20 protein-coding genes are annotated in these 25452 nt (G+C 56.0%); 7 read left to right on the forward strand and 13 right to left on the reverse strand.

Annotated features, from left to right (window positions below):
• From BW956_RS05630 to uvrB, 6 genes are all read right to left on the reverse strand, one after another.
• On the reverse strand, positions 1 to 537 hold the full coding sequence (locus BW956_RS05630; RefSeq protein ID WP_010325423.1) for a TRAP transporter small permease subunit: 537 nt from the start codon (positions 535 to 537) through the stop codon (positions 1 to 3).
• Between the two features lie 90 nt (positions 538 to 627).
• Complete coding sequence (locus tag BW956_RS05635) at positions 628 to 1701, reverse strand: TRAP transporter substrate-binding protein (RefSeq protein WP_076461520.1); 1074 nt, start codon at positions 1699 to 1701, stop codon at positions 628 to 630.
• Between the two features lie 186 nt (positions 1702 to 1887).
• Complete coding sequence (locus tag BW956_RS05640; protein ID WP_076461522.1) at positions 1888 to 3621, reverse strand: sensor histidine kinase; 1734 nt, start codon at positions 3619 to 3621, stop codon at positions 1888 to 1890.
• A complete protein-coding gene (locus BW956_RS05645; protein ID WP_076461524.1) occupies positions 3621 to 4727 on the reverse strand; it encodes a substrate-binding domain-containing protein in 1107 nt (368 codons plus the stop codon). Before BW956_RS05645 ends, BW956_RS05640 begins: the two co-directional genes overlap by 1 nt.
• 46 nt (positions 4728 to 4773) lie before the next feature.
• A complete protein-coding gene (locus BW956_RS05650; RefSeq protein ID WP_076461526.1) occupies positions 4774 to 5526 on the reverse strand; it encodes a sulfite exporter TauE/SafE family protein in 753 nt (250 codons plus the stop codon).
• A 9-nt stretch (positions 5527 to 5535) separates the two neighbouring features.
• A complete protein-coding gene (gene uvrB, locus BW956_RS05655; protein ID WP_010325418.1) occupies positions 5536 to 7548 on the reverse strand; it encodes an excinuclease ABC subunit UvrB in 2013 nt (670 codons plus the stop codon).
• A gap of 185 nt (positions 7549 to 7733) precedes the next feature.
• Between uvrB and BW956_RS05660 the strand changes: the two genes are divergently transcribed.
• The 6 genes from BW956_RS05660 to BW956_RS05685 all read left to right on the forward strand — a co-directional run bounded on the left by BW956_RS05660 (position 7734) and on the right by BW956_RS05685 (position 16272).
• On the forward strand, positions 7734 to 8918 hold the full coding sequence (locus tag BW956_RS05660) for a pyridoxal phosphate-dependent aminotransferase (protein WP_076461528.1): 1185 nt from the start codon (positions 7734 to 7736) through the stop codon (positions 8916 to 8918).
• A 59-nt stretch (positions 8919 to 8977) separates the two neighbouring features.
• A complete protein-coding gene (locus BW956_RS05665; protein ID WP_076461530.1) occupies positions 8978 to 10129 on the forward strand; it encodes a GGDEF domain-containing protein in 1152 nt (383 codons plus the stop codon).
• Between the two features lie 84 nt (positions 10130 to 10213).
• Complete coding sequence (locus tag BW956_RS05670; protein WP_010325415.1) at positions 10214 to 10846, forward strand: TetR/AcrR family transcriptional regulator; 633 nt, start codon at positions 10214 to 10216, stop codon at positions 10844 to 10846.
• Positions 10843 to 11901, forward strand: a complete 1059-nt coding sequence (locus BW956_RS05675) for an efflux RND transporter periplasmic adaptor subunit (RefSeq protein ID WP_076461532.1) — start codon at positions 10843 to 10845, stop codon at positions 11899 to 11901. The genes BW956_RS05670 and BW956_RS05675 overlap by 4 nt, the downstream gene beginning before the upstream one ends.
• Positions 11898 to 14954, forward strand: a complete 3057-nt coding sequence (locus BW956_RS05680; RefSeq protein WP_076461535.1) for an efflux RND transporter permease subunit — start codon at positions 11898 to 11900, stop codon at positions 14952 to 14954. Before BW956_RS05675 ends, BW956_RS05680 begins: the two co-directional genes overlap by 4 nt.
• A gap of 16 nt (positions 14955 to 14970) precedes the next feature.
• Positions 14971 to 16272 carry a TolC family outer membrane protein gene (locus tag BW956_RS05685; protein WP_076461537.1) on the forward strand — a complete coding sequence of 434 codons (1302 nt, stop codon included), beginning with the start codon at positions 14971 to 14973 and terminating at the stop codon, positions 16270 to 16272.
• A gap of 78 nt (positions 16273 to 16350) precedes the next feature.
• Here the strand turns inward: BW956_RS05685 and BW956_RS05690 are convergent, their stop codons facing one another.
• The 7 genes from BW956_RS05690 to BW956_RS05720 all read right to left on the reverse strand — a co-directional run bounded on the left by BW956_RS05690 (position 16351) and on the right by BW956_RS05720 (position 24618).
• Entirely contained in the window at positions 16351 to 17142 is a 792-nt protein-coding gene (locus tag BW956_RS05690; RefSeq protein ID WP_010325411.1) for a hypothetical protein, read from the reverse strand.
• A 27-nt stretch (positions 17143 to 17169) separates the two neighbouring features.
• Positions 17170 to 17817 (reverse strand): hypothetical protein, encoded by a 648-nt coding sequence (locus tag BW956_RS05695; RefSeq protein ID WP_010325410.1) that lies wholly within the window; start codon positions 17815 to 17817, stop codon positions 17170 to 17172.
• A 29-nt stretch (positions 17818 to 17846) separates the two neighbouring features.
• A complete protein-coding gene (gene dcd / locus BW956_RS05700) occupies positions 17847 to 18413 on the reverse strand; it encodes a dCTP deaminase (protein WP_010325409.1) in 567 nt (188 codons plus the stop codon).
• A 116-nt stretch (positions 18414 to 18529) separates the two neighbouring features.
• The gene (apbC, locus tag BW956_RS05705) at positions 18530 to 19627 is read right to left on the reverse strand and encodes an iron-sulfur cluster carrier protein ApbC (protein WP_076461539.1); all 1098 of its coding nucleotides are present in this window, start codon (positions 19625 to 19627) and stop codon (positions 18530 to 18532) included.
• Between the two features lie 50 nt (positions 19628 to 19677).
• Positions 19678 to 23151 (reverse strand): acyl-[ACP]--phospholipid O-acyltransferase, encoded by a 3474-nt coding sequence (locus BW956_RS05710; protein WP_076461541.1) that lies wholly within the window; start codon positions 23149 to 23151, stop codon positions 19678 to 19680.
• Complete coding sequence (locus BW956_RS05715; RefSeq protein ID WP_076461543.1) at positions 23144 to 23755, reverse strand: TetR/AcrR family transcriptional regulator; 612 nt, start codon at positions 23753 to 23755, stop codon at positions 23144 to 23146. Before BW956_RS05715 ends, BW956_RS05710 begins: the two co-directional genes overlap by 8 nt.
• A gap of 101 nt (positions 23756 to 23856) precedes the next feature.
• Positions 23857 to 24618, reverse strand: coding sequence for an EAL domain-containing protein (locus tag BW956_RS05720; RefSeq protein ID WP_244894325.1), 762 nt, complete (start codon positions 24616 to 24618; stop codon positions 23857 to 23859).
• Positions 24619 to 24803: 185 nt separating this feature from the next.
• Between BW956_RS05720 and BW956_RS05725 the strand changes: the two genes are divergently transcribed.
• Positions 24804 to 25436 (forward strand): peptidylprolyl isomerase, encoded by a 633-nt coding sequence (locus BW956_RS05725; RefSeq protein ID WP_076461547.1) that lies wholly within the window; start codon positions 24804 to 24806, stop codon positions 25434 to 25436.
• The last annotated feature ends 16 nt before the right edge of the window (positions 25437 to 25452 follow it).

Consider the following 25452-nt stretch of genomic DNA (forward strand, 5'->3'; position numbering starts at 1 on the left):
TCAGTGCTGCGTCGGAATGTAGTCATCACTCTTGTGATGGCCATTCAGGGTATTGATGGAGCGCAGCAACAGGCCCACACCACTGATAAACGTACAGAAGAACGCAAACGGAATGACCGCCTTGATTACCCACCGATACGGCAGGCCACCCGGGTCGCCCGAGCCTTCACCCAGCTCAAAGGATTCACGTGCGAAGTCGACGCCATACCATGCAACCAGAATGCAGAACGGAAACAGCAGGGTCAGTGTGCCAAAGAGGTCGATCCAGGCCTTTTTCTTCAGGCTCAGACCTTCGTAAATCAGGTCCACGCGTACATGCCCGCCCGCGCGCAGCGTAAAGGGCACACCCAGCATGAACATGGCAGCAAACAGGTGCCACTCAAGCTCCTGCATGCCGATGGAAACATTGTTAAACAAATAGCGTGTAATGACGTCGTAGAAAACGTTGAACAACATCAACACGAACAGGACAGCCGAGATCTTGCCCAGCCAGTCGGAAAAGGCGTTGATGGTCTGCTCAAGGCGTAACAGAAACATGTATCGTCCTCGCAATTGCGGACCCGGTGTCGCTTGGCAGCGCAAGCCGGCAGAAAGAGGGGCTGACAGGCGCCAGCCCCGCCACATCGATTACTCGAAGCTGTTCAGGTAAGCGCGGTCAGCAATGTCGGTCCACTGACGGACAGTACCCATGTAGGCATCCTGAGATTCCAGGATCTCTTTCGCCAGTTCGTCGTTGGCAGCGTGCTCGGCCAGCAGTTCATCGTTAGCCTTGCGCAGCGCAGTGATAACCTCATCCGGGAAAGACTTCACTTCCACGTTCGGGAACTCGGCCTTCATGGTCGCCCAGTTCTCACCGGATTCATGGTGTGACTGGATGGTCATGTCGTAAGCGGCAACACGCATGGCAGTGGTCAGGATTTCCTGCAGGTCAGACGGCAGCTTTTCGAAAGTGCGCTTGTTGACCAGGAACTGCAGCTCGGTACCCGGCTCATGCCAACCGGTGTAGTAGTAAGGTGCAATTTTGTGGAAGCCCATGCGCAGATCCATGGACGGGCCTACCCATTCCAGTGCATCGATGGTGCGACGCTCCAGGGAGGTGTACAGCTCACCAGGCGGGATGTTGGTCGGGTTGGCGCCCACTTTTGCCAGGATCTCGCCGGCAAAGCCCGGGATACGCATCTTCAGACCCTGAAGGTCTTCCATGGAGTTGATCTCTTTCTGGAACCAGCCGCCCATCTGGACGCCGGTGTTACCACCCGGGAAAGACATCAGGTTGAACGGCTCATAGACCTTCTGCATGAGCTCCATGCCGCCGCCATAGTAGAACCAGCCATACTGTTCAGTCGCTGTCATGCCGAACGGCATGGTGGTGAAGTACAGAGTGTTCGGTACCTTGCCCTTCCAGTAGTAGGACGCAGAGTGACCCATGTCGTACTGACCGGCGCGCACCATGTCAAACACACCAAACGCAGACTTGTGCTTGTTGGCGGTGTCGATACGAATCTCCAGACGTCCGTTAGACATCTTGTTGGCCAGGTCAGCCATACGGCGAGCAGGTTCACTGAACACACCAAAGTTGGTGGGCCAGGTTTCAGCCAGCTTGAGTTTGTAGACTTTTTCGGCAGCCTGAGCGGGGCTGATCAGCACAGCCGCGCAAGCGGCAGCCGCCATCACTTTCTTTGCAAAGGTAAGTTTGAACATTGTTTTTATCGATCCTCTGTTGTTTGTCGGCCGGCGCGCGAGGCGTGTTACCGGCACTGGACAGTATCGACATGAAGAACGGATAAAAACATTCGTGAAACTGCGCACATCTGTGCATTTACTACGCAGACCCATACGTAGCAACCGCAGAAAGCTAAGTAGTACTACGTAGAAATGACATACACACTAGGCAGAGCAGATCTGCTCCGGCTCATCACCAGCACTGGCATAGGCATATTGCGCCGGGATAAACAGTTCAACTCTGACACCGCCATCCAGCTTGAGCGTCAGCTCGGCCCCCAGGTATTCCGCTCGCTCGCGTATTGCCAGCAGACCAAAGCCGCCCTGCTCCTGCCCGGGGCGGCTCGCCAGGTTTTTAGCCCCGACGCCATCATCCGCAATCACCAGTCGCAAGCCTTCGGCTTCATCACGAAGCCGAATCAACACGTAGGTGCCCTTGGCGTGCTTGATGACATTGGAAAGCGCTTCCTGAGCAACGCGGTACAGGTGCGAGGTTACTTCCGGCAATAACTGCCGTTCCTGGCGAATATCCATTTCCACCGCGTAGTCCATCTGCTCGAGTATGGGAATGGCCGGCAAGCCACTTAAACTGACCCCAAGACCAAAATCGGATAACTCGTAGGGCCTCAGTGTTCTGATACGGTGATAGACGTTGTCATAGATGGTGTTAACCAACTGCACCGCCTGATCGAGGTTTTGGCTTTGGCCCTTGAAATCACCCATTTCGTCACGCAGCAGCTGCAGATTCATCTTTACGGCCACCAGCATCTGGGCCATATCATCATGCAGCTCATTGGACAGGCGCCTGCGTTCATTTTCCTGCGTCTGGATAAGGTGTTGAAGGATGCTACGCTTCTCGGTAATACTGGTAGACAGCTCCGCATTTACTTCTTCCAGTTCGTGTTCTCGCAGTTTGAGGCAGCGTACAATTTCTCCCACCTCGCGGCCAATCTGGTTGAACTCGCGTATCTGCATCTCTTTCCAGCTGGCATTACGGCTGCGATTCGCCAATCGGGTAAAGCCAATCAACTGTTGCAGCTGACGATCTACCGAACTGGATAGCCAGAATGCCACCAGCAGCGATACCAGCAACGCCAGCACCACACCATAGACCAGTGTATACCCCAGACCCTGACGCAAGGCGGCTTGCCCCTTGTCGTTGATGCTCAACGACAGATACAGGTCAGGGCCCAGCGTGGTCATGCCCCTTGATTCCACCTGGACAAAGCCACGGGGGCCAGCCTCATCATCCATCACCAGCTGTGTCAGACGCTGCTCTTTCAGGTTAAGCTGCAGCGCATGCAAAGGGTCGGCAGCCGACATGATCTGGTTCAACAAATGTGCATTTCCCGCCAGGCGCACCCCCATCAACAGCTGGCCTACCACCTTGCCACTGGTCGCCAGGTCCAGGGGAATGGAATATACCGCCAGGGTTTCGCCATCCACCGCCATGACCATCCAGCCCTGGTAGCTGGCACCTTCATGTTTTTCGATCAAGTGCTCGCACTCAAGGCCACTCAGCTCAGGGACATAGCTGCGTGACAGCTGGCAACGCCCCTGACCGGGAAATGAAATCACCGAGAAGTCGTAATGAATTTGCTCGTAGCCCTCTTCCCAACGCCGCAGATGACTGCGAAAGGCTTCCAGGTCGCCTCGATAAAGCGCACTGACCTGGGATGCATCCGCACTCATGGCATGCGCCTCCGCCTCCACCCGCTTGAGATACTCCTGCAATCGCTCCTCATAACGCAGCGCCAGGCTGTTCGCGTAGCTTATCGACTGGCGGTCAATGATTTCACTGGCCTGCATAAAGGTGGTAACGGAAAAAATGGCAAGCAGCGTAAAGGACAGGAACAACAGCAGCGTGAACGTGAGGGTGCGAAAGCGCGGATTTCTCATCAGTCGCCAGCCTCCTGTGAGGCGCGGCGCGCCAGACGCTCATAGCGCTGGATGTTATGCTCACCCGTTTCCTCATCCAGCACCACAAAGTTACCGGAATAGACCAGCGGTACCGGCTGCCCTGCCTGATCCCGCTTGATTGCTTCAGCCATGGCAATAGCGCTGTCATCATTCATGCGCATTAATACGACCTGCAGCTTATGCTGGCGCAGCTGCTCCAACTCTTCAGCACCACCACCCCAGCCATTGAGCACGACTTCACCCAATTGACCCTCCAGCTCCAGCGCATCCAGTGTCCCCAATGCCACATCCGTGGAGCAGGCATAGATATAGTCCAGCTCAGGGTGCTCGGACAGCAGACGCTGTGCCACATTTTTGCCACTTTCTCGACTGGAGTCTGTGTAATAACTGGCGACCAGCTCGTGCCTGTCCGATACCGACTGGATAAAGCCTGTGCCACGCATCTGGCTGATCATGCCCTTGCCGCGAAACAGCACCGCATACCGTGCCTGCTCCGGGAAACGCTGGGACAAATACTCGGCCAGCCTTCTGGCGCCCTCAACATGATCAAAACCGGAATAGAAGAAGGGTTGCTGGTCGCCCCAGGCTTTCAAGGGCGTGGTGATATTCTGCAGAATCAGTTTGGTGTTCTGGTTCAGCATCATGCGCTCAATAATCATTTTCTGGCGGACAGAGTCGAGCGTGTAAACCAGGTAGTCCGGCTGCCATTGCAGAAGTTCATGTATCTGAGCGACCTGCTCACCGAGTTCTGTACTGGGGGTGGTGTACCTCGCCCTCAGCTCATAGCGCATACCCAGCTGCTGCAGGCGCTTGCGAAAGGCTTTTTCATTATTGGTCCAGTAGCTGGACGACTGGTGCGAGGGATATACAAGGCCGATACGGATGGGGCGCGACTGTTCGTATTCGACAGGTACCGGATTTGCCCGCACGGCTGCGGATAGTTGATCCAGCCAGAGCAACTGTTCCGGGTTGGCTTGATAGAACTCCGGGTGCTGCCAGTAATCATTAAGACTGGCAGCTGACGCCAGACCTCCGGATGAAAGGCTCAGCAAGCACGCAAACACTGTAGACAGCAGTCGAGACATGTCCATATTTTCCTTTTCTGCCGCTCCAGGTGTTTATCAGGCTCACTCAGGAGCGCAACAAAAACACCAGCGTCATTACCAGACCCACCAGCACCACAAAACGCTTGACCCACACAGCTGGCAGTATACGGGACAGATGCGCCCCCTGATATCCTCCCAGTGTAGCAGCCAACATCATTACCAGCGCTTCGGCCCAGAGTACTTTTCCGGCCACTGCAAAGGCCAGAACCGAGATCAGGGATATGATGAAGGATATCCAGTTCTTGAGTCCATTCATCAAAAGCATATTGGTCATGCCGGCTGCGGCGAACATGGCCAGCAACATGATGCCCAGGCCGCCATTGAAGTAGCCGCCGTACACAGCCACAACAAACAGACCCGGCAGCAAAGCCACCGGTTGGTTACTGCGCCGAATCCGCGCCAGCAGAGTCTGGCCGAAAGCGAACATCAGTGTGGCCAGCAGCAGTAATACCGGCACCACCTGCGAGAAAAGCTCTGCCGGTGTAACCAGCAACAACGCACCGCCCAAGAGACCGCCGACCAGCCCTACCACAGACATCTGCAGGTGTTGGCGCCGGGTCAGCTGACTCAGCTCCTGTCGAAAGCCCAAAGCGCCACCCAGATAGCCCGGCAACACCGCGACCGCGCTGGTAGCATTAGCCATGATGGGCGGCACGCCGGCCCATACCAGTGCGGGAAAAGTCAGGAAGGAGCCGCCACCGGCAATCGAATTCAACACCCCTGCCAGATAGCCTGCCACAATCAGGACAATCCATTGCAGTATTTCCCAGTCCAACATACGGACTCCTTATCCGCTGTGCTTCAGGCGCTCAAGCTCATCCCTGATTGCCGCTGCTTTTTCAAACTCCAGATTACGGGCCGCCTCGTACATTTCGTCCTCAAGGCGCACCATCATTTTCGCCTGTTCTGCCGGAGACAGTTTGGCCACATCCACATTGTATTCACCCTCAGCCTCAGCAGCCTTGCGCACGGAGCCCTTGCCTCGTTTGCCCGGAATCTGCTGTGCCCCTTCCATGATATCCGCCACCGATTTGCGAATACCCTTGGGTGTAATGCCATGCTCCTTATTGAAGGCGAGCTGTTTTTCACGACGCCGTTCGGTCTCATCCATGGCACGCTGCATGGATCCCGTAATCCGGTCAGCATACAGAATTGCGCGGCCATTCACGTTACGCGCAGCACGTCCAATGGTCTGAATCATGGAGGTATCGGAGCGAAGGAAGCCTTCCTTATCCGCATCAAGAATGGCTACCAGCGCCACCTCAGGCATGTCGATACCTTCACGCAGCAGGTTAATCCCTACCAGGACATCAAACTCACCAATGCGCAGGTCGCGGATAATCTCAACACGCTCAACCGTATCGATATCCGAATGCAGGTATCGCACACGCACATTGTGTTCGGCCAGGTACTCGGTCAGATCTTCCGCCATACGCTTGGTCAGAACGGTAACGACAATACGCTCCTTGCGAGCGACCACCTTGTTGATCTCGCTTAGCAGATCGTCCACCTGAGTACTTGCGGGTCGGATTTCCACCACCGGGTCCACAAGGCCGGTTGGACGCACAACCTGTTCGACAATTTGCTGAGCATTGGCGGCTTCATACTTGCTTGGCGTGGCCGAGACAAAGATCATCTGCGGCGAGATACGTTCCCACTCCTCAAACTTCATCGGCCGGTTATCCAACGCGGACGGCAGGCGGAAGCCATATTCAACCAGCGTTTCCTTGCGTGAGCGGTCACCACGGTACATGGCACCAATTTGCGGCACGGTGACGTGAGATTCATCGATCACCAGCAAGGCATTATCCGGAAGATAGTCAAACAGTGTGGGGGGAGCCTGGCCGGGATCGCGCCCTGAGAGGTAGCGGGAGTAGTTCTCGATACCGGAGCAATACCCCAGCTCCAGAATCATTTCGATGTCGTACAGTGTTCGCTGCTCAAGGCGCTGTGCCTCAACCAGCTTGTTGTTGTCGCGCAGCTGTTTAAGCCGCTCCTGCAGTTCAACCTTTATATGTTCGGTCGCTTCCAGCAGGGTCTCACGGGGCGTGACATAGTGCGTTTTCGGGTAGATCGTTGCCCGCGGCACCTTACGCAGCACCTCGCCGGTGAGCGGGTCAAACCAGGCAATCTGATCAACCTCATCACCAAACAGCTCGATGCGAATCGCATCCTTGTCGGATTCAGCCGGGTACACATCGATCACATCGCCACGTACACGATAGGTACCACGGTGAAACTCGATATCATTACGGGTGTACTGAAGCTCCGCCAGGCGCCGCAGCAGATCACGTTGATCAATCACATCTCCACGATCCAGGTGCAGCATCATCGACAGATAGGACTTGGGATCACCCAGGCCGTAGATGGCCGATACCGTAGCTACGATAATGGCATCGTCACGCTCGAGCAGTGCCTTGGTGGCGGATAGCCGCATCTGCTCGATGTGGTCATTGATGGACGCATCTTTTTCGATGAAGGTATCAGACGCTGGCACATAGGCTTCCGGCTGATAGTAGTCGTAGTAGGAAACAAAGTACTCGACGGCATTATCGGGGAAAAACTCCTTGAACTCCCCGTACAACTGGGCTGCCAGGGTCTTGTTGTGGGCCATGATGATGGTTGGACGCTGGACAGCAGCAACCACGTTCGCCACCGTAAACGTCTTGCCCGACCCGGTTACACCCAACAGCGTCTGGGCCGCCAGACCGGACTCCAGTCCGTCCACCAGCCCCTCAATTGCCTTCGGCTGATCACCGGCCGGCTCGAATGCCGATTGAACCCTGAACCTTTGCTTCATCTCTAACCTCCGACAACGAACCGGCAAGTATACGCGCTAACCCGCGAAGGGTTAAACACTCGCCTGAAGCCCCTAGAGTTAAGGGTTTTTTACATACAGGCGTTCAGCAATGCGTACTAATGCTGTATGCTCATCTGGCTATGCATTGAAGGATACCTTGCACCGAATTTAGAGAGGACCAAGGCTTGGACGTGCAACTTTCCAACCGCGTTAACAGTATCAAACCTTCCCCCACCCTGGCGGTGACCAACCGTGCGGCCGAACTGCGTGCCGCGGGTAATGACATTATTGGCCTGGGCGCCGGGGAACCGGATTTCGACACCCCAGAGCACATCAAGGCAGCTGCCACCAAGGCCATTCAGGACGGTTTCACCAAATATACCGCCGTGGATGGTACTCCCGCGCTGAAAAAGGCGATTATTGAAAAATTCGAGCGCGAGAACGGCTTCCAGTACGAAGCCAACCAGATTCTGGTCTCCAGCGGCGGCAAACAGAGCTTTTTCAATCTTGCTCTGGCCCTGCTGAACCCGGGTGATGAAGTCGTCATTCCTGCGCCTTACTGGGTTTCCTACCCGGATATGGTGCTGGTAGCCGAAGGCAAACCTGTCATCCTGACTACAACTCAGGAGCAGCGTTTCAAGATCACTCCGGAGCAACTGGATGAAGCGATCAACGAGAAAACTCGTCTGGTTGTACTGAACAGCCCATCCAACCCTTCTGGTGTCGCCTACTCCATGGCGGAACTGAAGGCACTGGGTGAAGTACTGAACAAGTACCCGGACGTGCTGATTGCCACTGACGACATGTACGAACACATCCTCTTCACTGAAGAGCCGTTCTGCAACATCGTCAACGCCTGCCCGGAACTCAAGGACCGCACCATCGTACTGAACGGCGTTTCCAAGGCCTATTCCATGACCGGCTGGCGTATCGGCTACGCGGCAGGTCCGGCCAAGCTGATCGGCGCGATGAAAAAGATCCAGTCTCAGAGCACATCCAACCCGAACTCCATCGCCCAGGTAGCGGCCCAGGCTGCCCTGGAAGGCCCGCAGGATTGCGTCGGCCTGATGGTTGATGCCTTCAAGCATCGCCATGATTTCGTGGTCAATGCCATGAATGATATCGACGGTGTTGAGTGTATTCGTGCAGACGGCACTTTCTATGCCTTCCCGAGCTTCCATAAGGTGATCGAATCCCGTGCGGAGTTTGACGATGACATCGCTCTGGCGGAATTCCTGCTGAAGGAAGCGGGTGTTGCACTGGTGCCGGGCTCAGCCTTTGGCGCTCCAGGTAACATGCGCCTCTCTTTTGCCACCAGCCTCTCCGTCCTGGAGAACGCCATTGAGCGTATTAAGGCTGCCCTGAGCTGATACCACCCGCGCCCCGACACTGATCGGGGCGCTTTTTTTCTGCAACAGGTACGTTGCCCATGAAAGACGCCCTCCTCACTCAGCTATTTGCCAACAGCCCTGTTCCCGCACTGGTGTGTAAACGCGACTCGGCCAAGTGGAACAACGAAGCCTTTGATCATCTCACCAAGCCGGAAAAGCGTGCACTTGCGCACTGGGCCTGCAGTGAACAGGGACGCTGCACACTGATCGAGGGGCGTGTTTTCACACGGGTACAGGTTGAGGCCTATAGCCTGATCTCGGCTGCACCGCCTGCTGATCTTGAGCTGACACGTAAGTTGACTCAGACACTGCTGGAAAAACTCAAGCAAGGCAGTGACCCTTTCTATGCGCTGCCTGAGATTCTGTCCCGCCACCTTGGCTGGAGCGAAGCAAAGGGTGTCAAACTGAGTACCGACAACACCCTGGTGCGCGTGGGTGACTACCGTGAAGGCGAATACCAGGCGCCCAAGACCCTAAGCCTCGACAGCGACCCGGCTGCACGGCTCTATACAGGGAATATCGAGACCTGCCTGATTCACGAAGATGAAACTGATCAAGACAGCTGGTTCGCTCTGCGAGTAGACAGCAGTGCAGGCAACCCTCTCGGCCACTTCTGGCTGGGCAAGCCCAACGAAGGCTCGTCACCGCTGGTCAACAGCCTGCAACTGGTTCAGCACTGCATCCTGCTGTCCACGGCCTGGTTAAGCCGTACAGAAACAGCCGAGCAACCCCGAACACTGCCCGGTGACACCCTTACCGGCCTGGCAACGCGGGAAGCACTGGACCGCCTGCTGCAACAGTGCGAACACCAGTACCGTGAGCATAATCAGGATTTCCTGCTGGCCATGATCGATATAGATGGCCTGTCTGCCGTTAACCAGTCAAAGGGCCAGCGCGCTGGTGATGATGTGTTACACCAGTTCGCAGACCATTTACGACATATCTGCCGCGCCAGCGACCGACTGTTCCGCTTCGGCGGTGATGAGTTTGTCATTTTGTTCCACCATGATGATCTATCACCTCCTCTGCATGAGCGACTGGAGCGAATTAATGCGCGCATGAGCAAAACACTTGGCCAGCCATTCCACTCCAGCTATGGCACCGCGGCCTTGAGCCAGGCCCGCGGTAGCGGTGATGAGCTATTACTGCTGGCTGATAGCCAACTCAGAAAAGCCAAATCAAGCAACTGAGTGTTGTTGATTATCAACAATAAGATATTGAACTGACCAGTCCAGAGTCTACAATAGGCTTTTTATGGAATGATCGGTTTAATTATGAGTCGAGGCCGCCCGCCATCCCACAGCCGCGAAACCCTGCTGGAGCATGGGCACACCCTGTTCCAGCAATATGGCTTTCATGGCACCAGCCTCAGCATGATTCTGGAGGCCTGCCAGGTCTCTCGAGGCTCCTTTTACAACTATTTTGGTGGCAAGGAAGCCTACGCCATCGAAGTCGTTGAGCACTACCAGGCCCTGGAAATCGATCGCTGGGACGCCGAGTTCAAGCTACTGACAGGCAGCCACGCCAGCAAGATCCAAACCATGCTTCATCGCCTGCTGGACGATTTCGACCAGGAGCATGAACGCCTTGGATGCCTGCTTGCCAACCTGTCCGGCGAAATGAGTCTGGCTTCACCGGCGTTTCGTAAAGCGATTCGCCAGGCCATTCAACGCGTACTGATATTGATTGAAGAAGATATGGTGACCTGCCAGGCAGAAGGAAGTGTCAGAACCGATCTCTCCCCCCGCCAGCTGGCCGCACTGATATGGGATTACTGGCAGGGTGCTCTCCTGCGCATGCGCACGGAAGACAGCCTGACTCCCTTGTACCAAGCCATTGAGATGCTGTGGCAGCACTTGCTGCCGCCAGCCCAACAGATAACAACAGCCCCCAAGAGCAGCACATGAAACGATTAACCCAAACACTTGTGATAAGTCTGGCACTGGCCAGCAGCCCCCTGATGGCTGAAGAAGATGCAGATGCCGGCAAACCCTCGGGCTTGCCGGCAGAGGTCGTGCGTGTTGAAGCACAGCGCCTGGAGAGCAGCATCAGCGCTGTTGGCGTCCTCGAAGCTAATGAAGCAGTCACCCTCAGCCCTGAGCAAAGCGGCCGTATCAGTGAAATCCTGTTTAACGAAGGCGAGAAAGTCGCCGCAGGCACACCGCTTTTCAAACTCGATAGCGCTATTTACCAGGCGACTCTGCAACAGGTGAAAGCCCGCGTTCGTTTGAGCCAGCTCGAGTACGAGCGCGCTGAAAGCCTGCTGCAGAAACGCGTTGGCTCACAAACCCAACGCGACACCACACTGGCACAACTGGAAGCCGACCAGGCTGAATTGGCGCTGGCCCAGACTCGCCTGGATAAAATGACCGTGCGAGCCCCCTTCTCCGGTACTATCGGCCTGCGACAGGTGAGCCCGGGTGACTTTGTCAACGTGGGGCAGCCACTGGTTGAACTGGCCGATACTGAAAGCCTGAAGGTGCAATTCAGTGTACCCGAGCGCCACCTGAGCATGTTACGCACCGGGCAGACCATCCACCTGAGCGTGGATGCGCTCGATGGCCAGCAACTGGAAGGCGAAGTCTACGCTATCGCGCCATCAGCCAACCCGGACAGCCACAATATCAGTCTCCGCGCCCGTGTCCCCAACACTGGCGGCATACTAAAGCCCGGTCTGTTTGTGCGCATTGTGATCCCCACCGGCAGTGATGACCAGGCTCTGATGGTGCCTGAACAGGCACTCATTCTGGATGGCGACACCACCTTGGTCATGCAGATGGACGAACAGCAGCAGGTTCAGCTGGTTCCGGTCACCACCGGTGCCCGCCGTTACGGTGATGTGCAGATCCTGACCGGTATCAAGCCGGGCGCTGTCGTGGTCACCGCCGGCCACCAGAAGTTGCACCCCGGTATGCCGATTACCCCTATTTTCCCCCAGTCTGAAACAGGCAAGGACGCATGATTCTCTCCGACGTCAGCATAAAACGCCCCGTGCTCGCCTCCGTGCTGAGCATGCTGGTATTGCTGTTAGGCCTGATCGCCTACGATCGTCTCACCGTGCGTGAGTATCCCAAGATCGATGTTCCCATCATCTCGGTGGAAACCGTGTATCCCGGTGCCAGCGCTTCGATTATCGAAAGCCAGGTCACCAAGATCATCGAGGACTCCCTGTCCGGCATTGAAGGGATTGATTACATCACCTCGGTCAGCCGCTCGGAATCCAGCCAGATCTCGGTCACCTTTGACCTTGAGCGTGACCCGGACGACGCCGCCAGTGAAGTGCGCGACCGTGTAGGCCGTGCACGCGGGGACCTGCCCGACGATATCAACGAGCCGGTCATCGCCAAATCGGAAGCCGACGCCCAGCCAATTATCTGGCTGGCCCTGTCTTCCGAGATTCACGACACCATGGCCGTCACCGAGTACGCTGAAAACCGCGTCAAGGATCCACTGCAAACCGTCCCCGGTGTCGCCAGCGTCATGGTGGCCGGCGAGCGCCGCTATGCCATGCGGATCTGGCTGGACCCGCAGAAAATGGCGGCCTACAAGATCGTACCCCAGGATATTGAATCAGCCCTCAGCTCACAGAACGTGGAAATTCCGGCCGGCCGCATCGAAAGCCGCGACCGTGAATTTACCGTACTGGCACAAACCGATTTGAACACGGTTGAAGAGTTCGAGCGCATCATCATCCGCAATGACAACGGTTATCCGGTGCGTGTACGTGATATTGCCAACGTGGAGATCGCCCCGGCATCCGAACGCAATATCGCGCGCTTCAATGGCGATACTGCCGTTGCGCTGGGCGTCATCAAGCAGTCAACCGCCAACCCTCTGGACGTCTCCTCGGAAGTACGGGAAATGCTCGTTGAAATTGAGCAAAGCCTGCCTGAAGGGATGCACGTGAAGGTTGCCTATGACTCTTCCCTGTTTATCGAGGAGTCAATCAAATCCGTATTCACCACGCTCTGGCAGGCCGGGGTACTGGTGGTACTGGTTATTTTCTTCTTCCTGCGCAACCTCAAGGCGACACTGATCCCGGTGGTTACCATTCCGCTTTCACTGATTGGTGCCTTTGCCATGATGGCGCTGATGGGCTTCTCCATTAACACCCTCACCCTGCTGGCACTGGTATTGGCCATCGGCCTGGTGGTGGATGATGCCATCGTGATGCTGGAGAACATCTACCGCCACGTGGAAGAAGGCCTGAGCCCGATACAGGCCGCGTTCAAGGGCGCCAAGGAGATCGGCTTTGCCGTTATTGCCACGACCGCAACGCTGGTGGCTGTATTCGTTCCTGTTGCCTTCAGCACCGGGCGTACCGGCAAGCTGTTTACCGAGTTCTCACTGACGCTGGCGGGTTCAGTGGTGGTATCAACGTTTATCGCCCTGTCGCTGTCCCCCATGCTGTGCTCGCGATTGCTGCGCCATGAAACGCGCCACAGCGCCGCGTTCAATCTGATTGAAGGTTGGCTGAACGGGCTGAGCAATGCCTACCACGCCCTGCTGAAGCGGGTACTGCGCTCTCGCCTGCTTGCCATCATTCTGCTGGCAGCAAGCGCTGGCACCGGTTACTACTTCTACCAGCAACTGCCACAGGAGCTGGCTCCGGTAGAAGACCGCGGCACCATCATGACCTTCTCCATCTCGCCGGAAGGCTCTTCCGTTGACTATGTTGACCGCTATGCACAGCAGGTGGAAGAAATTGTCAGCCAGGTACCTGAAGCGACCCATTACTTCGGCGTAACCGGCTTCCCCAGCGAAACCAACTCGCTGACCTTCATCCGCTTGCAGGACTGGGATGAGCGCACTCGCAAGCAGCAAGCGATCACCGAAAGCCTGACACCCCAGCTGTACGGTGGCGTTACCGGTAACATGAGCTTCGGCATGAACCCGCCCTCTCTGGGTCAGAGCATCATTTCACGCCCGGTTGAATTCATTATCAAGACCACCCGTGACTATGAAGAGCTGAACGCCATCGCTGGCCAGATGCTGGCGAAAATGGCGGAAAACCCCGGGCTGGCTCAGCCGGATACGGACTTGAAACTGAACAAGCCCGAGCTCAGCGTTAACCTGAACCGTGACAAGGTGTCCGATGTTGGCATCAACGTGAACGAAATGGGCCGCGCGCTGGAAACCTTCATGGCAGGTCGAGAACTGACACGCTACAAGCAGGATGGCGAGCAGTATGACGTCATTTTGCAGGTAGAAGACAGTGATCGACGCGTCCCTGGCGATCTGACCGACCTCTACGTACGCGGTGATCAGGGCGAAATGATCCAGCTGGCCAACCTGGTGACCGTAGACGAGACCATCACGGCCAAGGAATTGAACCACTTCGACAAACTCAAGGCGGTGAAGATTCAGGCTATGCTGGCTCCCGGCTATAGCCTGGGTGAAGCGCTGACGTTCATGGAACAGAGCCTCAAGGAGATCGCCCCTGATGCCATGTTCGACTACGCCGGCCAGTCCCGTGAGTTCAAGGAGTCCAGCAACACCCTGCAGGTCACCTTTGGTCTGGCACTGATCTTTATCTTCCTGGTGCTTGCGGCTCAGTTCGAGAGCTTCAAAAACCCGCTCATCATCATGCTGGCTGTTCCGCCCGCGCTGGCAGGCGCACTGGTTGCCCTGCATTTTTCCGGCGGTTCACTCAGCATTTACAGCCAGATCGGCCTGATTACGCTGATTGGTCTGGTTACCAAACACGGCATTCTGATCATTGAGTTTGCCAACCAGTTGCAGGACCGCGGCATGGCTGTGCAAGAAGCGGTGGTTGAAGCGGCTTCATTGCGACTACGCCCGATCCTGATGACAACTGGCGCGACCGTACTGGGCGCAATGCCACTGGCCATGGCACTGGGAGCCGGTGCCGAATCACGCCAGCAGATCGGCTGGGTTATCGTAGGCGGCATGATGTTCGGCACCCTGCTGACGCTTTTCGTCATCCCAACCGTCTATAGTTATTTCGGTAAACGTAATTTTGTTCAGGTCGAGCCTGACCCTGCACATCGATAATGGGAAATATTGCAACGTGAAAAATCTCAAGAAACAACTTATACCCGTTCTGATTGCGGGCGCCCTGGCCGCGCCTCAGGCGCAGGCCGCTGCACTGGCAGACCTGTACCGACAGGCCCTGGAAAATGACCCGCAATTGAAATCTGCCGAAGCATCCTACCTTGCGGGTCAGGAAGCGCTGCCTCAGGGCCGTGCCGCCTTGTTGCCCCAGGTAAATGCTGGCGGCAGCCTGACCCAGTCAGACAGCGGCCTGCTTGACCAGGAAGCCGGCGACCGCGCCTGGCAGGTATCTCTGGTTCAACCGGTGTTTGATACCACCGCCTGGCAGGGTTATCAGCGCAGTAAAATCGTCACCGAGCAGGCCCAGCTCAGCTTTGACCTGGCTCAGCAGCAGCTCATTTTGCGTACGGTGAACGCCTACCTGAGCGTACTCAATGCCAATAGCGCACTGGATACCGCACAGGCCCAGGAACGCGCCCTGCAGCGCCGCCTGGATCAGGTGAATGCCCAGTTCGAAGTTGGCCTGATTGCCATCACCGATGTGCAGGAAGCTCAGGCGTCCTTCGATAATGCCGTCGTCCTGCGCATTGATGCTGAAGGCGCCTTGGCCAACAGCTATGAAGCACTGGAGCGCTTGACCGGCAACACTATCACCGCCGTGGACCCTCTGCGTGAAGATTATCCGATCACACCGATCACACCGCGTGAGCCTGCACCCTGGCTGGAAAAAGCACGTGATGGCAACCTGGAACTGAAACTGAGTGAACTGGGCGTCGACATCAGCCGTCGTGATGCCAAGATTGCCAGCTCGGGACACCACCCGAAGCTGCAGTTTGAAGCCCGTTATGGCTACACAGAGTCCGAATTCCAGCAGCAGGATTGGGATGATGCCAGTGCCGTAGCCCTGACCTTCAGCATGCCGATCTATTCCGGCGGCGCGACCAGCTCTCAGGTACGTCAGGCAGAGCAGGGCCTGAATGCAGCCCGTTACGACCGTGAAGACCAGTATCGCGCCGTGACTGAGAACACACGCTCACTGCTGCGCGACCTGCAGACCAGCGCGCAAAGCGTGAAGGCACGCCTTCAGAGCATCAAATCCCGGGAAACCGCTCTGCGTGCGACTGAAGAAGGCTTCAATGTTGGTACCCGTAACGTGGTCGATGTGTTGCAGGCCGAACAGGCACTGTACCAGGCACGTTTTGACTATGCGTCCGCGCGTATCAACCACGTATCCACCCTGTTCGGTTTCAAACTGCAGCTGGGCACCCTGAGCCCGGATGACCTCTACGCTCTGGATGAGTGGCTGAAAACCAACTGACTGGATGACAAACAACGGACACAAAAAAGGGCTGATTAATCAGCCCTTTTTTATACTCGAAATGTTCTGGCAACTGTCTTAATGCAGTGTGGGGTTGTCGTCTTCCGTCTCGGGAATAATCACCTGACCTGAGCTATCCAGTGCCAGTGCACCTTCATCCTGTGCCCGCTCCAGCAACTGCTGCAACAGCATTTCGGTTAGATGCGCACTGATGATCAGCCCGGCAGGCGGGTCACCTTCAAACAGCTCTTCATCAACCAGCCCATCACCACGCAGCCCCAGCAGGAGCGGGTTTTCGGCAATCAAGGGTGCCAGGTCTTCAGGGGCGAACACGACGTAATCGGACGATACCTGCAACGCCAACTGATAAGCATCGTGGGCCGCTTCAGCCAGACGCTTGAGATATTCGCTTTCAGCCGCGTTGAACATGATGCTCAACTGGCTGTTGCCCGGCTTGTCCAGATTCGGGCCATCCACCTGACTGTAATCGACACTGCGCACTTCGGGCACATTATCCAGCTCCCAGGCATCTACCAGAATACGGTCTTCTTCATCTACACCGAGCCATTCCCGATTGACGGCAACGGCCAGCAGGCCTTCAATGGCCGCAGCACAAATATTACTGCAGATAATCACCCCGACACTGGGGTTTTCAATCTCGGCAGGGTCTTCCACCAGCTCACTGGCGCGCGCCGAGAGAAGCTTGGGATCTTCAGCCACCAGCTCTGACAGCTCTGCTGGCGACAATTGCAGCATCGACTGACAGACACGGTGAGCGGTCAGGTAAGGCTCATGTTGACCATTATCCTGCATGGCACGCACGTAGCGCTGACGCACTCGATCCATCAGGTCTGCAAGCAACTGGCTCATCGATACCTCGGGCAGTCGAATAGATAATCAGTGAAGCGTAATACCCACAGGTTTTACGTCATCTTTGAGTTTGTCAAACGCCGAACGCAACTGACTCAGCGGAATCAGGCCGAAATCAACCGGATCCTTGGGTAGATCGCACCAGTCCAGCGCCCAGATACGGGTCATCAGCTCATATTCGCCGATCAACGCGTCCATGAAAATCATCACGGCTTCAACGCGGGGATCCATTTCCAGAATCTTGGGCGCATCCTGCAAATAGATGGTCAACTGCATCTTGCCGTTGACGACCTTGACCGCACACCAGAAATCTTCGATGTCGCAGTACTCATCGCCCATATTGACGCAGGACGGGACCGGGTCATGACGGTGGTTGAAGGCGCGTACGCTGATACCACTCAGCTCAGGTGCCGCTCCGACCAGACTGAGAACAGAATGGATCGATTCCGGGTAACCATCACAGCCGAAAATCATTTCGACCGGGCCTTCCTCGTGCTCTTGCTCGAAGTGGAAGGTCAGGTTGCGATCGATCTTCATCAAGCTGTCACGGTAAGTGTTCAGCAGGTTTTCGGCGTCGAACTGCGCCCCTTGCTGACTTTTCAGCAATTGATCGAGCGTCTGCTCCAGACGCTGCCAGAAGGCATTAATCTGTTCTAGGTCAGGTTTGAAAATCATGAAAATCCGACGTACGTGAAGTGAAATGTTCAGGTGCGTGGAACAACCACACCGGTTTGCCCCTGATACTTGCCATTACGATCCCGATAGGAGGTTTCACACACCTCATCGGCACCGAGGAACAGCATCTGGGCGACACCCTCATTGGCGTAGATGCGTGCCGGCAACGGCGTGGTGTTGGAGAACTCCAGGGTCACATGCCCTTCCCACTCAGGTTCCAGCGGCGTGACATTAACGATAATGCCGCAACGCGCATAGGTGCTTTTGCCAAGGCAGATGGTCAGTACATCACGCGGAATACGGAAGTACTCTACGGTACGCGCCAGAGCAAACGAGTTGGGCGGGATGATGCAGACATCCGATTTCACATCCACAAAGCTGCCTTCATCGAAGCTCTTGGGGTCAACGATGGAGGAGTTGATGTTGGTGAAAATCTTGAATTCGTCAGCGCAGCGGACGTCATAGCCATAGCTGGAAGTGCCATAGGAAACGATCGGCTGATCATTTTCACGACGCACCTGGCCCGATTCGAACGGCTCGATCATGCCATGCTCATCCGCCATACGACGGATCCAGCTATCCGACTTGATTCCCATAATTCCTGTCACCCTGATGTGATCTATTGTGAATGCAGCCGGCTATTCTAACGGATTTGCACAAAAAAAACCGCCCCGGTGCGGACACCGGGGCGGGAAATTTTCATCTCGCTGTACTAATCAAGTTCGACTGCAATATTGGGGATAGAGTTCCCGGCTGACTGAACTTTTTTTGCCAACAGCGCACCGGCCTTGCGCGCCACTTCGCGGTAACGCTGGGCGTGGCTGCTGTCCGGCTCTGCAATCACCGTCGGCTTGCCTGCATCCGTCTGTTCTCGAATCGCCAGCGCCAGCGGCAGCTGCCCCAGCAGCTCAGTATCGTAGTCATCAGCAATGCGCTCACCACCACCTGCTCCAAACAGCGCCTCTTCATGGCCACAATTGGAGCAGATATGCACGCTCATGTTCTCCACCACCCCAAGGACAGGGATATCCACCTTACGGAACATCTCAATGCCCTTTTTCGCATCCAGCAGTGCAATATCCTGAGGCGTTGTGACGATGATGGCCGCCGTCACCGGCACCCGCTGCGCCAGAGTCAGCTGAATATCACCGGTACCCGGGGGCATGTCGATCAACAGGTAATCCAGATCCTGCCACAGCGTCTGATTCAGCAGCTGCTGCATGGCACCGCTCACCATTGGCCCCCGCCACACCATAGGCGTGTTCTCATCCACCAGATAGCTCATGGACATGGATTGAATGCCGTGACGCTCAATAGGACGGAAGTACTTTTCTTCCGCCGTCTCTGGTCGCTCACCTTCCGCAACACCCAGCATCATGCCCTGGCTGGGGCCATAGATATCAGCATCAAGAATACCCACATGCGCACCCTCAGCCGCCAAGGCCAGGGCCAGGTTTACGGTGGTAGTCGATTTACCTACCCCGCCCTTGCCGGAGGCGACCGCTATGATATTGCGCACGCCAGCAAGACCGGGCAGTTTCTTGGCGCTGGGGTGCGCATCAATGCGCTGGGACACCTGCACCTCAACGCTAACAGACGGAAAAGACTGCTTCAGCAGCGTTTCCAGTTCCGCTTTCAGCGCTGCATGACGGCTACCGCAGGCAAAGGGCAATACACATTCCAGCTGAATACGACCTGCGTCAACCTGCAGGTTCTCTACGCAACCGGCCTCGACCAGGCCTTGACCCAGCTCTGCATCTACAAAGCCTTCCAGTGCTGCCAGCACCTGGTCTGTACTCAAATCCGCCATAGCGACTCCTCAGTATCACCCAAAACTATAACCAACCAATTTACTCGGAATTATGCCTTAGATCCTGCATTGAGTTCCAGCGCCAAACGCTTGGCTGATGCCAGGTCCGGCTTGCCACTGCCCAAAACAGGCACCTCATCAACCTTGTAGATGGCCGCAGGGCGCATCAATGGCGCGATATCAGAAGCTCGCAATGCGGCTTCGACAGCTGCGGTGTCATCCGTTTCGATCAGCAGCAGAATACGTTCGCCTTTCTTTTCATCCGGCACTGCCACTGCAGCCAGAGGTTGCTCATCGCCGAGGACACGTCTCAGTTCGGTTTCGACGGCACCCAGGGAGATCATCTCCCCCCCGACTTTGGCAAAACGGGAGTAACGATCGACTATGGTCAGGAATCCATCCTCATCCAGATGCCCCTTGTCTCCGGTTTTGTACCAGCGCAGATCATCCAGCTCGACCACAACCTCGTCTGTTTTCGCCGGGTTGTTGAGATAGCCTTTCATAATCTGGCTTCCGCCCAGCAAAATCAGGCCGTCTTCACCCGTTGGCAATTGCTCCAGCGTCTCGGGGTCAACAATCCTGAACATGGAGCCCGGCAATGCCATCCCTACCGTTCCGGCGCGCTCACCGATCTGGACATTCCACCACTGGGTATCCAGATGATCCGGCAGATTGACCCCGGCCACGGGCGTGGTTTCGGTACAGCCGTAGCCTTCCACCACCGGCACCTTGAATTTGCCTTCAAAGTTCTGCTTGACCGTGGGTGACAACTTCTCAGCCCCGGCCACGACGACACGCAGGGATTCGAACATCAGCGGATGCACCTTGCGATTACGCATGTAGAGATTGAGGAAGGTACTGGTGCCACACGTGATCGTGGCGCGGTAGCGAGCCGCCGCCTTGCCGATATTCACAGCGTCGGTCGGGTCCGGATGACACACCAGCGGGATACCCTCAACCAGCGGCAGCATGCAGGTGACCGTCAGGCCAAAGGCATGGAACAGCGGCAAGGTCGCCAGAATACAGTCATCTTCCCGCACGTTAAGTACTGCCGAGATCTGCTTCAGGTTCGCCATCATGTTGCGGTGACTGAGCATCACACCCTTGGGACTGCCTTCACTGCCCGACGAAAACAGAATGGCCGCCGTATCATCCAGTGCTGCCTTGCCGCCGTAGCGCCAACGCAACAGAAACTCAGGCATCAGGACACTCTGAGCCAGTGTCAGGACCGATTCCAGTTTGCCAATACCGGCCTTGACCTCTTCCAGCTCGATGACTTCAACCCGGTCCAATAACTCCTGCAGGCAGACACCCCGCTGCTCCAGCTTCTTGAGGAAGCGACTGGATGTAACCAGCGTCTTGATTTCGGCCTGCTCAATGGCGCTCAGCAGAGACGCCTGAGACGCCGTGTAGTTCAGGTTGACCACGGTCTTGCCCGCCATCATCGCGGCCATATTGGCAATGGCACCACCCGCTGCCGTAGGCAGTAACAGGCCCAGGTTCTGCTCCTCGATACGGCGCATGCGACGACTGAACAGAATTGTGGCGGTCAGCAGCCGACGATGATTCAGCACAGGGCCATTCAGGTCCGTCAATGCCCATTCGGTCGGTGCCGCCTTGGCGGTACGGATGAAGGCCTGCGGCAGCGTATCCAGGCTATCAGTGTATTCATTCCAGGCATGTACCGAGAGCGCCAGCACCTGTTGTTTTACCTCGGCAGCCGTGCTTTCAATCGGCATGGTTTCACCGAACGAGACGATAACATCACGTTTCAGGCGGCTGCCTTCACTGCTCTGCAAACGTTCGCTGGAGCGAGAGAAACGGCTGCCCCAGAGCCCACGCAGATAGAAGGGTACGATATGGGCCTGCAGGGACTCCCCCTCTTCCTGGCGCACAATCCGCTCGAAGCCGCGCTTGAATTCACCCAGCTGACCCGTATAGCTGATGGCGCCCTCGGGGAACAGGCAAACCACTTTGCCTTCTGACAGCAGACGACGCACCTCCTGCATGGCAGTACGCGCACGACCCTTGGAGATCGGGATCACACCATACAGATCCATAAACCAGCGCAGATACCAGCGCTCATAGATGGAACGCTCCATTACGAAGTGGATATGCTTGGGACAGGCCATCTGAATCATGGCCCAATCCAGCCAACTGATATGGTTGCCCAGCAGCAGAATGCCATCATCAACTGTCGCCAGATGTTCAAAACCCTGCACTTTCAGGTTATAGCGACGACGAACCAGCAGCGACACCAGCAGTCGCAAGGCCGCCTGAGGCAAACGACCTATCGAGTAAAGCGCCCCGCCACAAGCTACGACCACCAGCACCCAGAGCAGTGTTTCGGCACTTACGGAAAGCCAGGCACTCAGCACCGTGATGACCAGGAAGCTGAGCATCGCCACGTTCTGAATCAGGTTATTACCGGCCAGTACACGGCCCAGACGATCTTCACGTGCATTGAACTGAATCAGTGCGTTCAGAGGAATCGTCATCAGCGAACCACTGATACCGATCAACAGGAAGACCGGGGCAACCCAAAGCAGCGACTCCATCATCGGCAGCAACCAGAGTCCCAGCGCTACGCCAATCGCCCCCACCGGGATCAGCCCGGCATTGATATAGTGCCGCGACAGGCGCGCTGCCAGTATGGAACCGAGCATGATGCCGATACCGGCCAGTGCCATAACCCCCTGGATGACAAAGGTATTGTCTTCAGCAAAGGTCACTTCGGCATAAGCCGGGAACACGGCCAGCATTACCTGACTGATCGACCAGAACAGTGCCAGACCAATAATGGACTGGATAATCCCCGGCTTGGCCACCAGCATCCGCATATTGCGGCGCAGGCTTCGCGTCGTTACATAGTCGCGCATGCTGAACTTCAGGTCCGGCCTGCGCGCCGGCTTCTGCGGCAGACGATAGGCCAACACCAGCTCCAGCACGGCACCCAGCACGAGCAGAAAACCCAGCGGTGCGATCTGTTGCAGCACCTCGCCTGGTACGCGTGCCGTTTGGGCATCAAAACGGGCTTCAAACATGGCGGAAAAGGCGACGATACCACTCAGAATCGCCACCATGGTGGTGGCCTGCATCCAGCCGTTGCCTTCACTGAGGCGCTCCTGCCCCACCAGCTCGCGGATAAAGCCATATTTGGCCGGGGAATAGAGCGCACTTTGCACGGCCAGAACAAACGTCAGGCCAAAGGCGGTGACAAACCAGCCGTTGTAGTAGCAGAGCGTAATCAAACCGGTGATAACAACCGCCCCCCAGGCGGCAGCTTTCATGACACGAGGCTTGGCATAACGGTCCGAAATGAAGCCGGCAGGAGTAAACAGCAGAATAAAGGGCAGCAGAATCAGGCCATTCACGACAGCTGTCAGCATGACCTGAAGATCGCCGTCATAGGCCTTGAACAGGGTGTTCTGGATAATGATCTTGTGGCCCAGGTCCACAAATGCATTGATAAACGCAATCAGGATAAAGGGCAGGAAACCACGTATACGGAGAAGTTCAAGCATGACACTCTCCCTCCTGCTGCCAGCCCTTAAGCAGACCATCAATCAGCAGTGCCAGCATCTGGGTGGCGCCGTCAGGCTCTTGAAGGAACAACTTGTCGCCCAGCTGAAGTTGGGCAATGCCGTGAACACCACTCCAGACGGTCCTGGCACGCAGCGCAAGCTCATTAGCAGACCAGGCAGGAAACAGGGTTCCAAGACAGCGATCAATATAGGAAAACAGGGTCGCAATCTGCGTTTCAAGCGCATCTGGCATCTGTTTGCCTTCAGGTGAGCGGTGTTCGAACAGCAAACGCCACCGCTCGGGGTGACGTTGGGCAAATTGCAGGTAGATAAGACCGTAGGCATGCAAACAGGCTTTGGGCTCTTCTGCCTGCTGGCGCTCCAACTCTTCCAGTAACTCGGTGAGGGTACGTGTATTGAGCTGCCAGCAGAGGTCATCCAGGTTGCTGAACACCGAATACAATGACCCGACTGAATATCCAATTGCGGTTGCAACCTTGCGGGTGCTGAGCGCCTCTACACCTTGTGTCTGAACGATATGCTCTGCCGCTTCCAGCGCCAGTTCACGCAACTCCTCGCGTGTATGATCATTTCGCCTGGCCATCTGCCTCTCCTTAATGAACACTGTTCAATTATTATGTGAAGGATAATAATCAGGCAGCCCAAGCCAGGTCAATCTTTTTTTAAACAGTGTTCAGAATTATTTCACAGACCAGTATCAGCCAGCGGCAGTGCTTCAAAGCCAGGCTTGGCAAAATAGTACCCCTGCATCAGGCGCACTCCGCGTGTACGGAAGTATTCCATCTCTTCGCGGGTCTCCACGCCTTCGGCCAAGAGGGTGATACCCAACCGGGTACATATCTCCAACAGACCATCCATAATCACCTGCTTCACTTCCAGGTGGTCAATCCCTCGGACCAGCTCCATGTCAATTTTGAGGATATGTGGAATGAAGCCCGCCAACAGGTTTAAACCTGCATGCCCCGCGCCGAAGTCATCCAGGGCCGTGACAAACCCCTGAGCACGATAGTATTCAAAGATTCGCGTCAGGTGTGCCGTGTCGTGGACACGTTCGGACTCGGTAATTTCAAACATGATCTGCTCAGCGGGCACACCATAGTCTCGTGCAGCCTTGAGCGTGCTGCGGATACAGTGCTCAGGTGAATAGACCGCATTGGGCAGGAAATTGATGCTGAGTTTCTGCTTCAATCCCAAACGGGCAGCCAGTTCAATCGCCTTCACGCGACAGGCCTGGTCAAAGGCATAGCGGTTGTCGTCGGTTACTTTGGACAAAACCTCCAAGGCGCCTTCACCGGCCTTGCCTCTTACCAACGCCTCGTAGCCATACACCTCACCCTTGGCAACATCCACAATCGGCTGAAAGGCGAAGGTAAAATCAAAGTCCAAAGGTTGCTTGCAGCCAGCACATCCAATGGCACTCTGCTCAGGCATGTTCACATCCGTCATACTGACTCCCAACAATGAGGCCGGTTATACGCGCTCAAGGGCTACGCCGAAGTACGCAGCTGAATTACACTCAAGCACATATATGCCATACGTGCCAACATGCTAGCCTAAGCATATAAGGCCTGAGAATTTTTTATAGATTAACACAGCGCCCCGTATATTTTGACGCTAAAAGGAGTCAACCAATGACAAAAAATCTCACTGCGACGCTGCTGGTGGCAACGTCCCTATTCACTGGAAGCCTGGCATACGCAGCGCCCGAACCCGCAGTAGAGATCAGACTGGATACCAGTGTCGGCGTAATCCAGCTGGAACTGAATGCCGAAAAAGCCCCTATCACCGTGAATAACTTTGTCCAGTATGTTGAGGATGGCCACTACGACGGTCTGATCTTTCACCGCGTCATTCCCGGCTTCATGATTCAGGGCGGCGGGTTCACACCCGATATGCAGCAGCTGGATACACGGGACCCGATCAAGCATGAGTCCACCAACCAGCTGAGCAACCGCCGCGGCACCATTGCCATGGCCCGTACCCGTGACCCCAACAGCGCCACGTCCCAGTTCTTCATTAACACGGCTGATAACCGCCGCCTCGATGGCGTTCCGGGTCGTCCCGGTTATACGGTGTTCGGCAAGGTAACCGAGGGAATGGACGTCGTCGATACGATCAGCAAAACGCAAACCGGCACACGGGGAAGATACCGCGATGTACCCGTAACACCCATTGTGATTAATAGCGCCACTGTTATCGCTCCGGAATCAGAGCAGGCAGAGCAGGCAGAGCAGGCAGAGCAGGCAGAGCAGGCAACAGAATAACGCCTTTCAGAATCCG

The organism is Marinobacterium stanieri (genome assembly GCF_900155945.1).
Classification (GTDB): Bacteria; Pseudomonadota; Gammaproteobacteria; order Pseudomonadales; family Balneatricaceae; genus Marinobacterium; species Marinobacterium stanieri.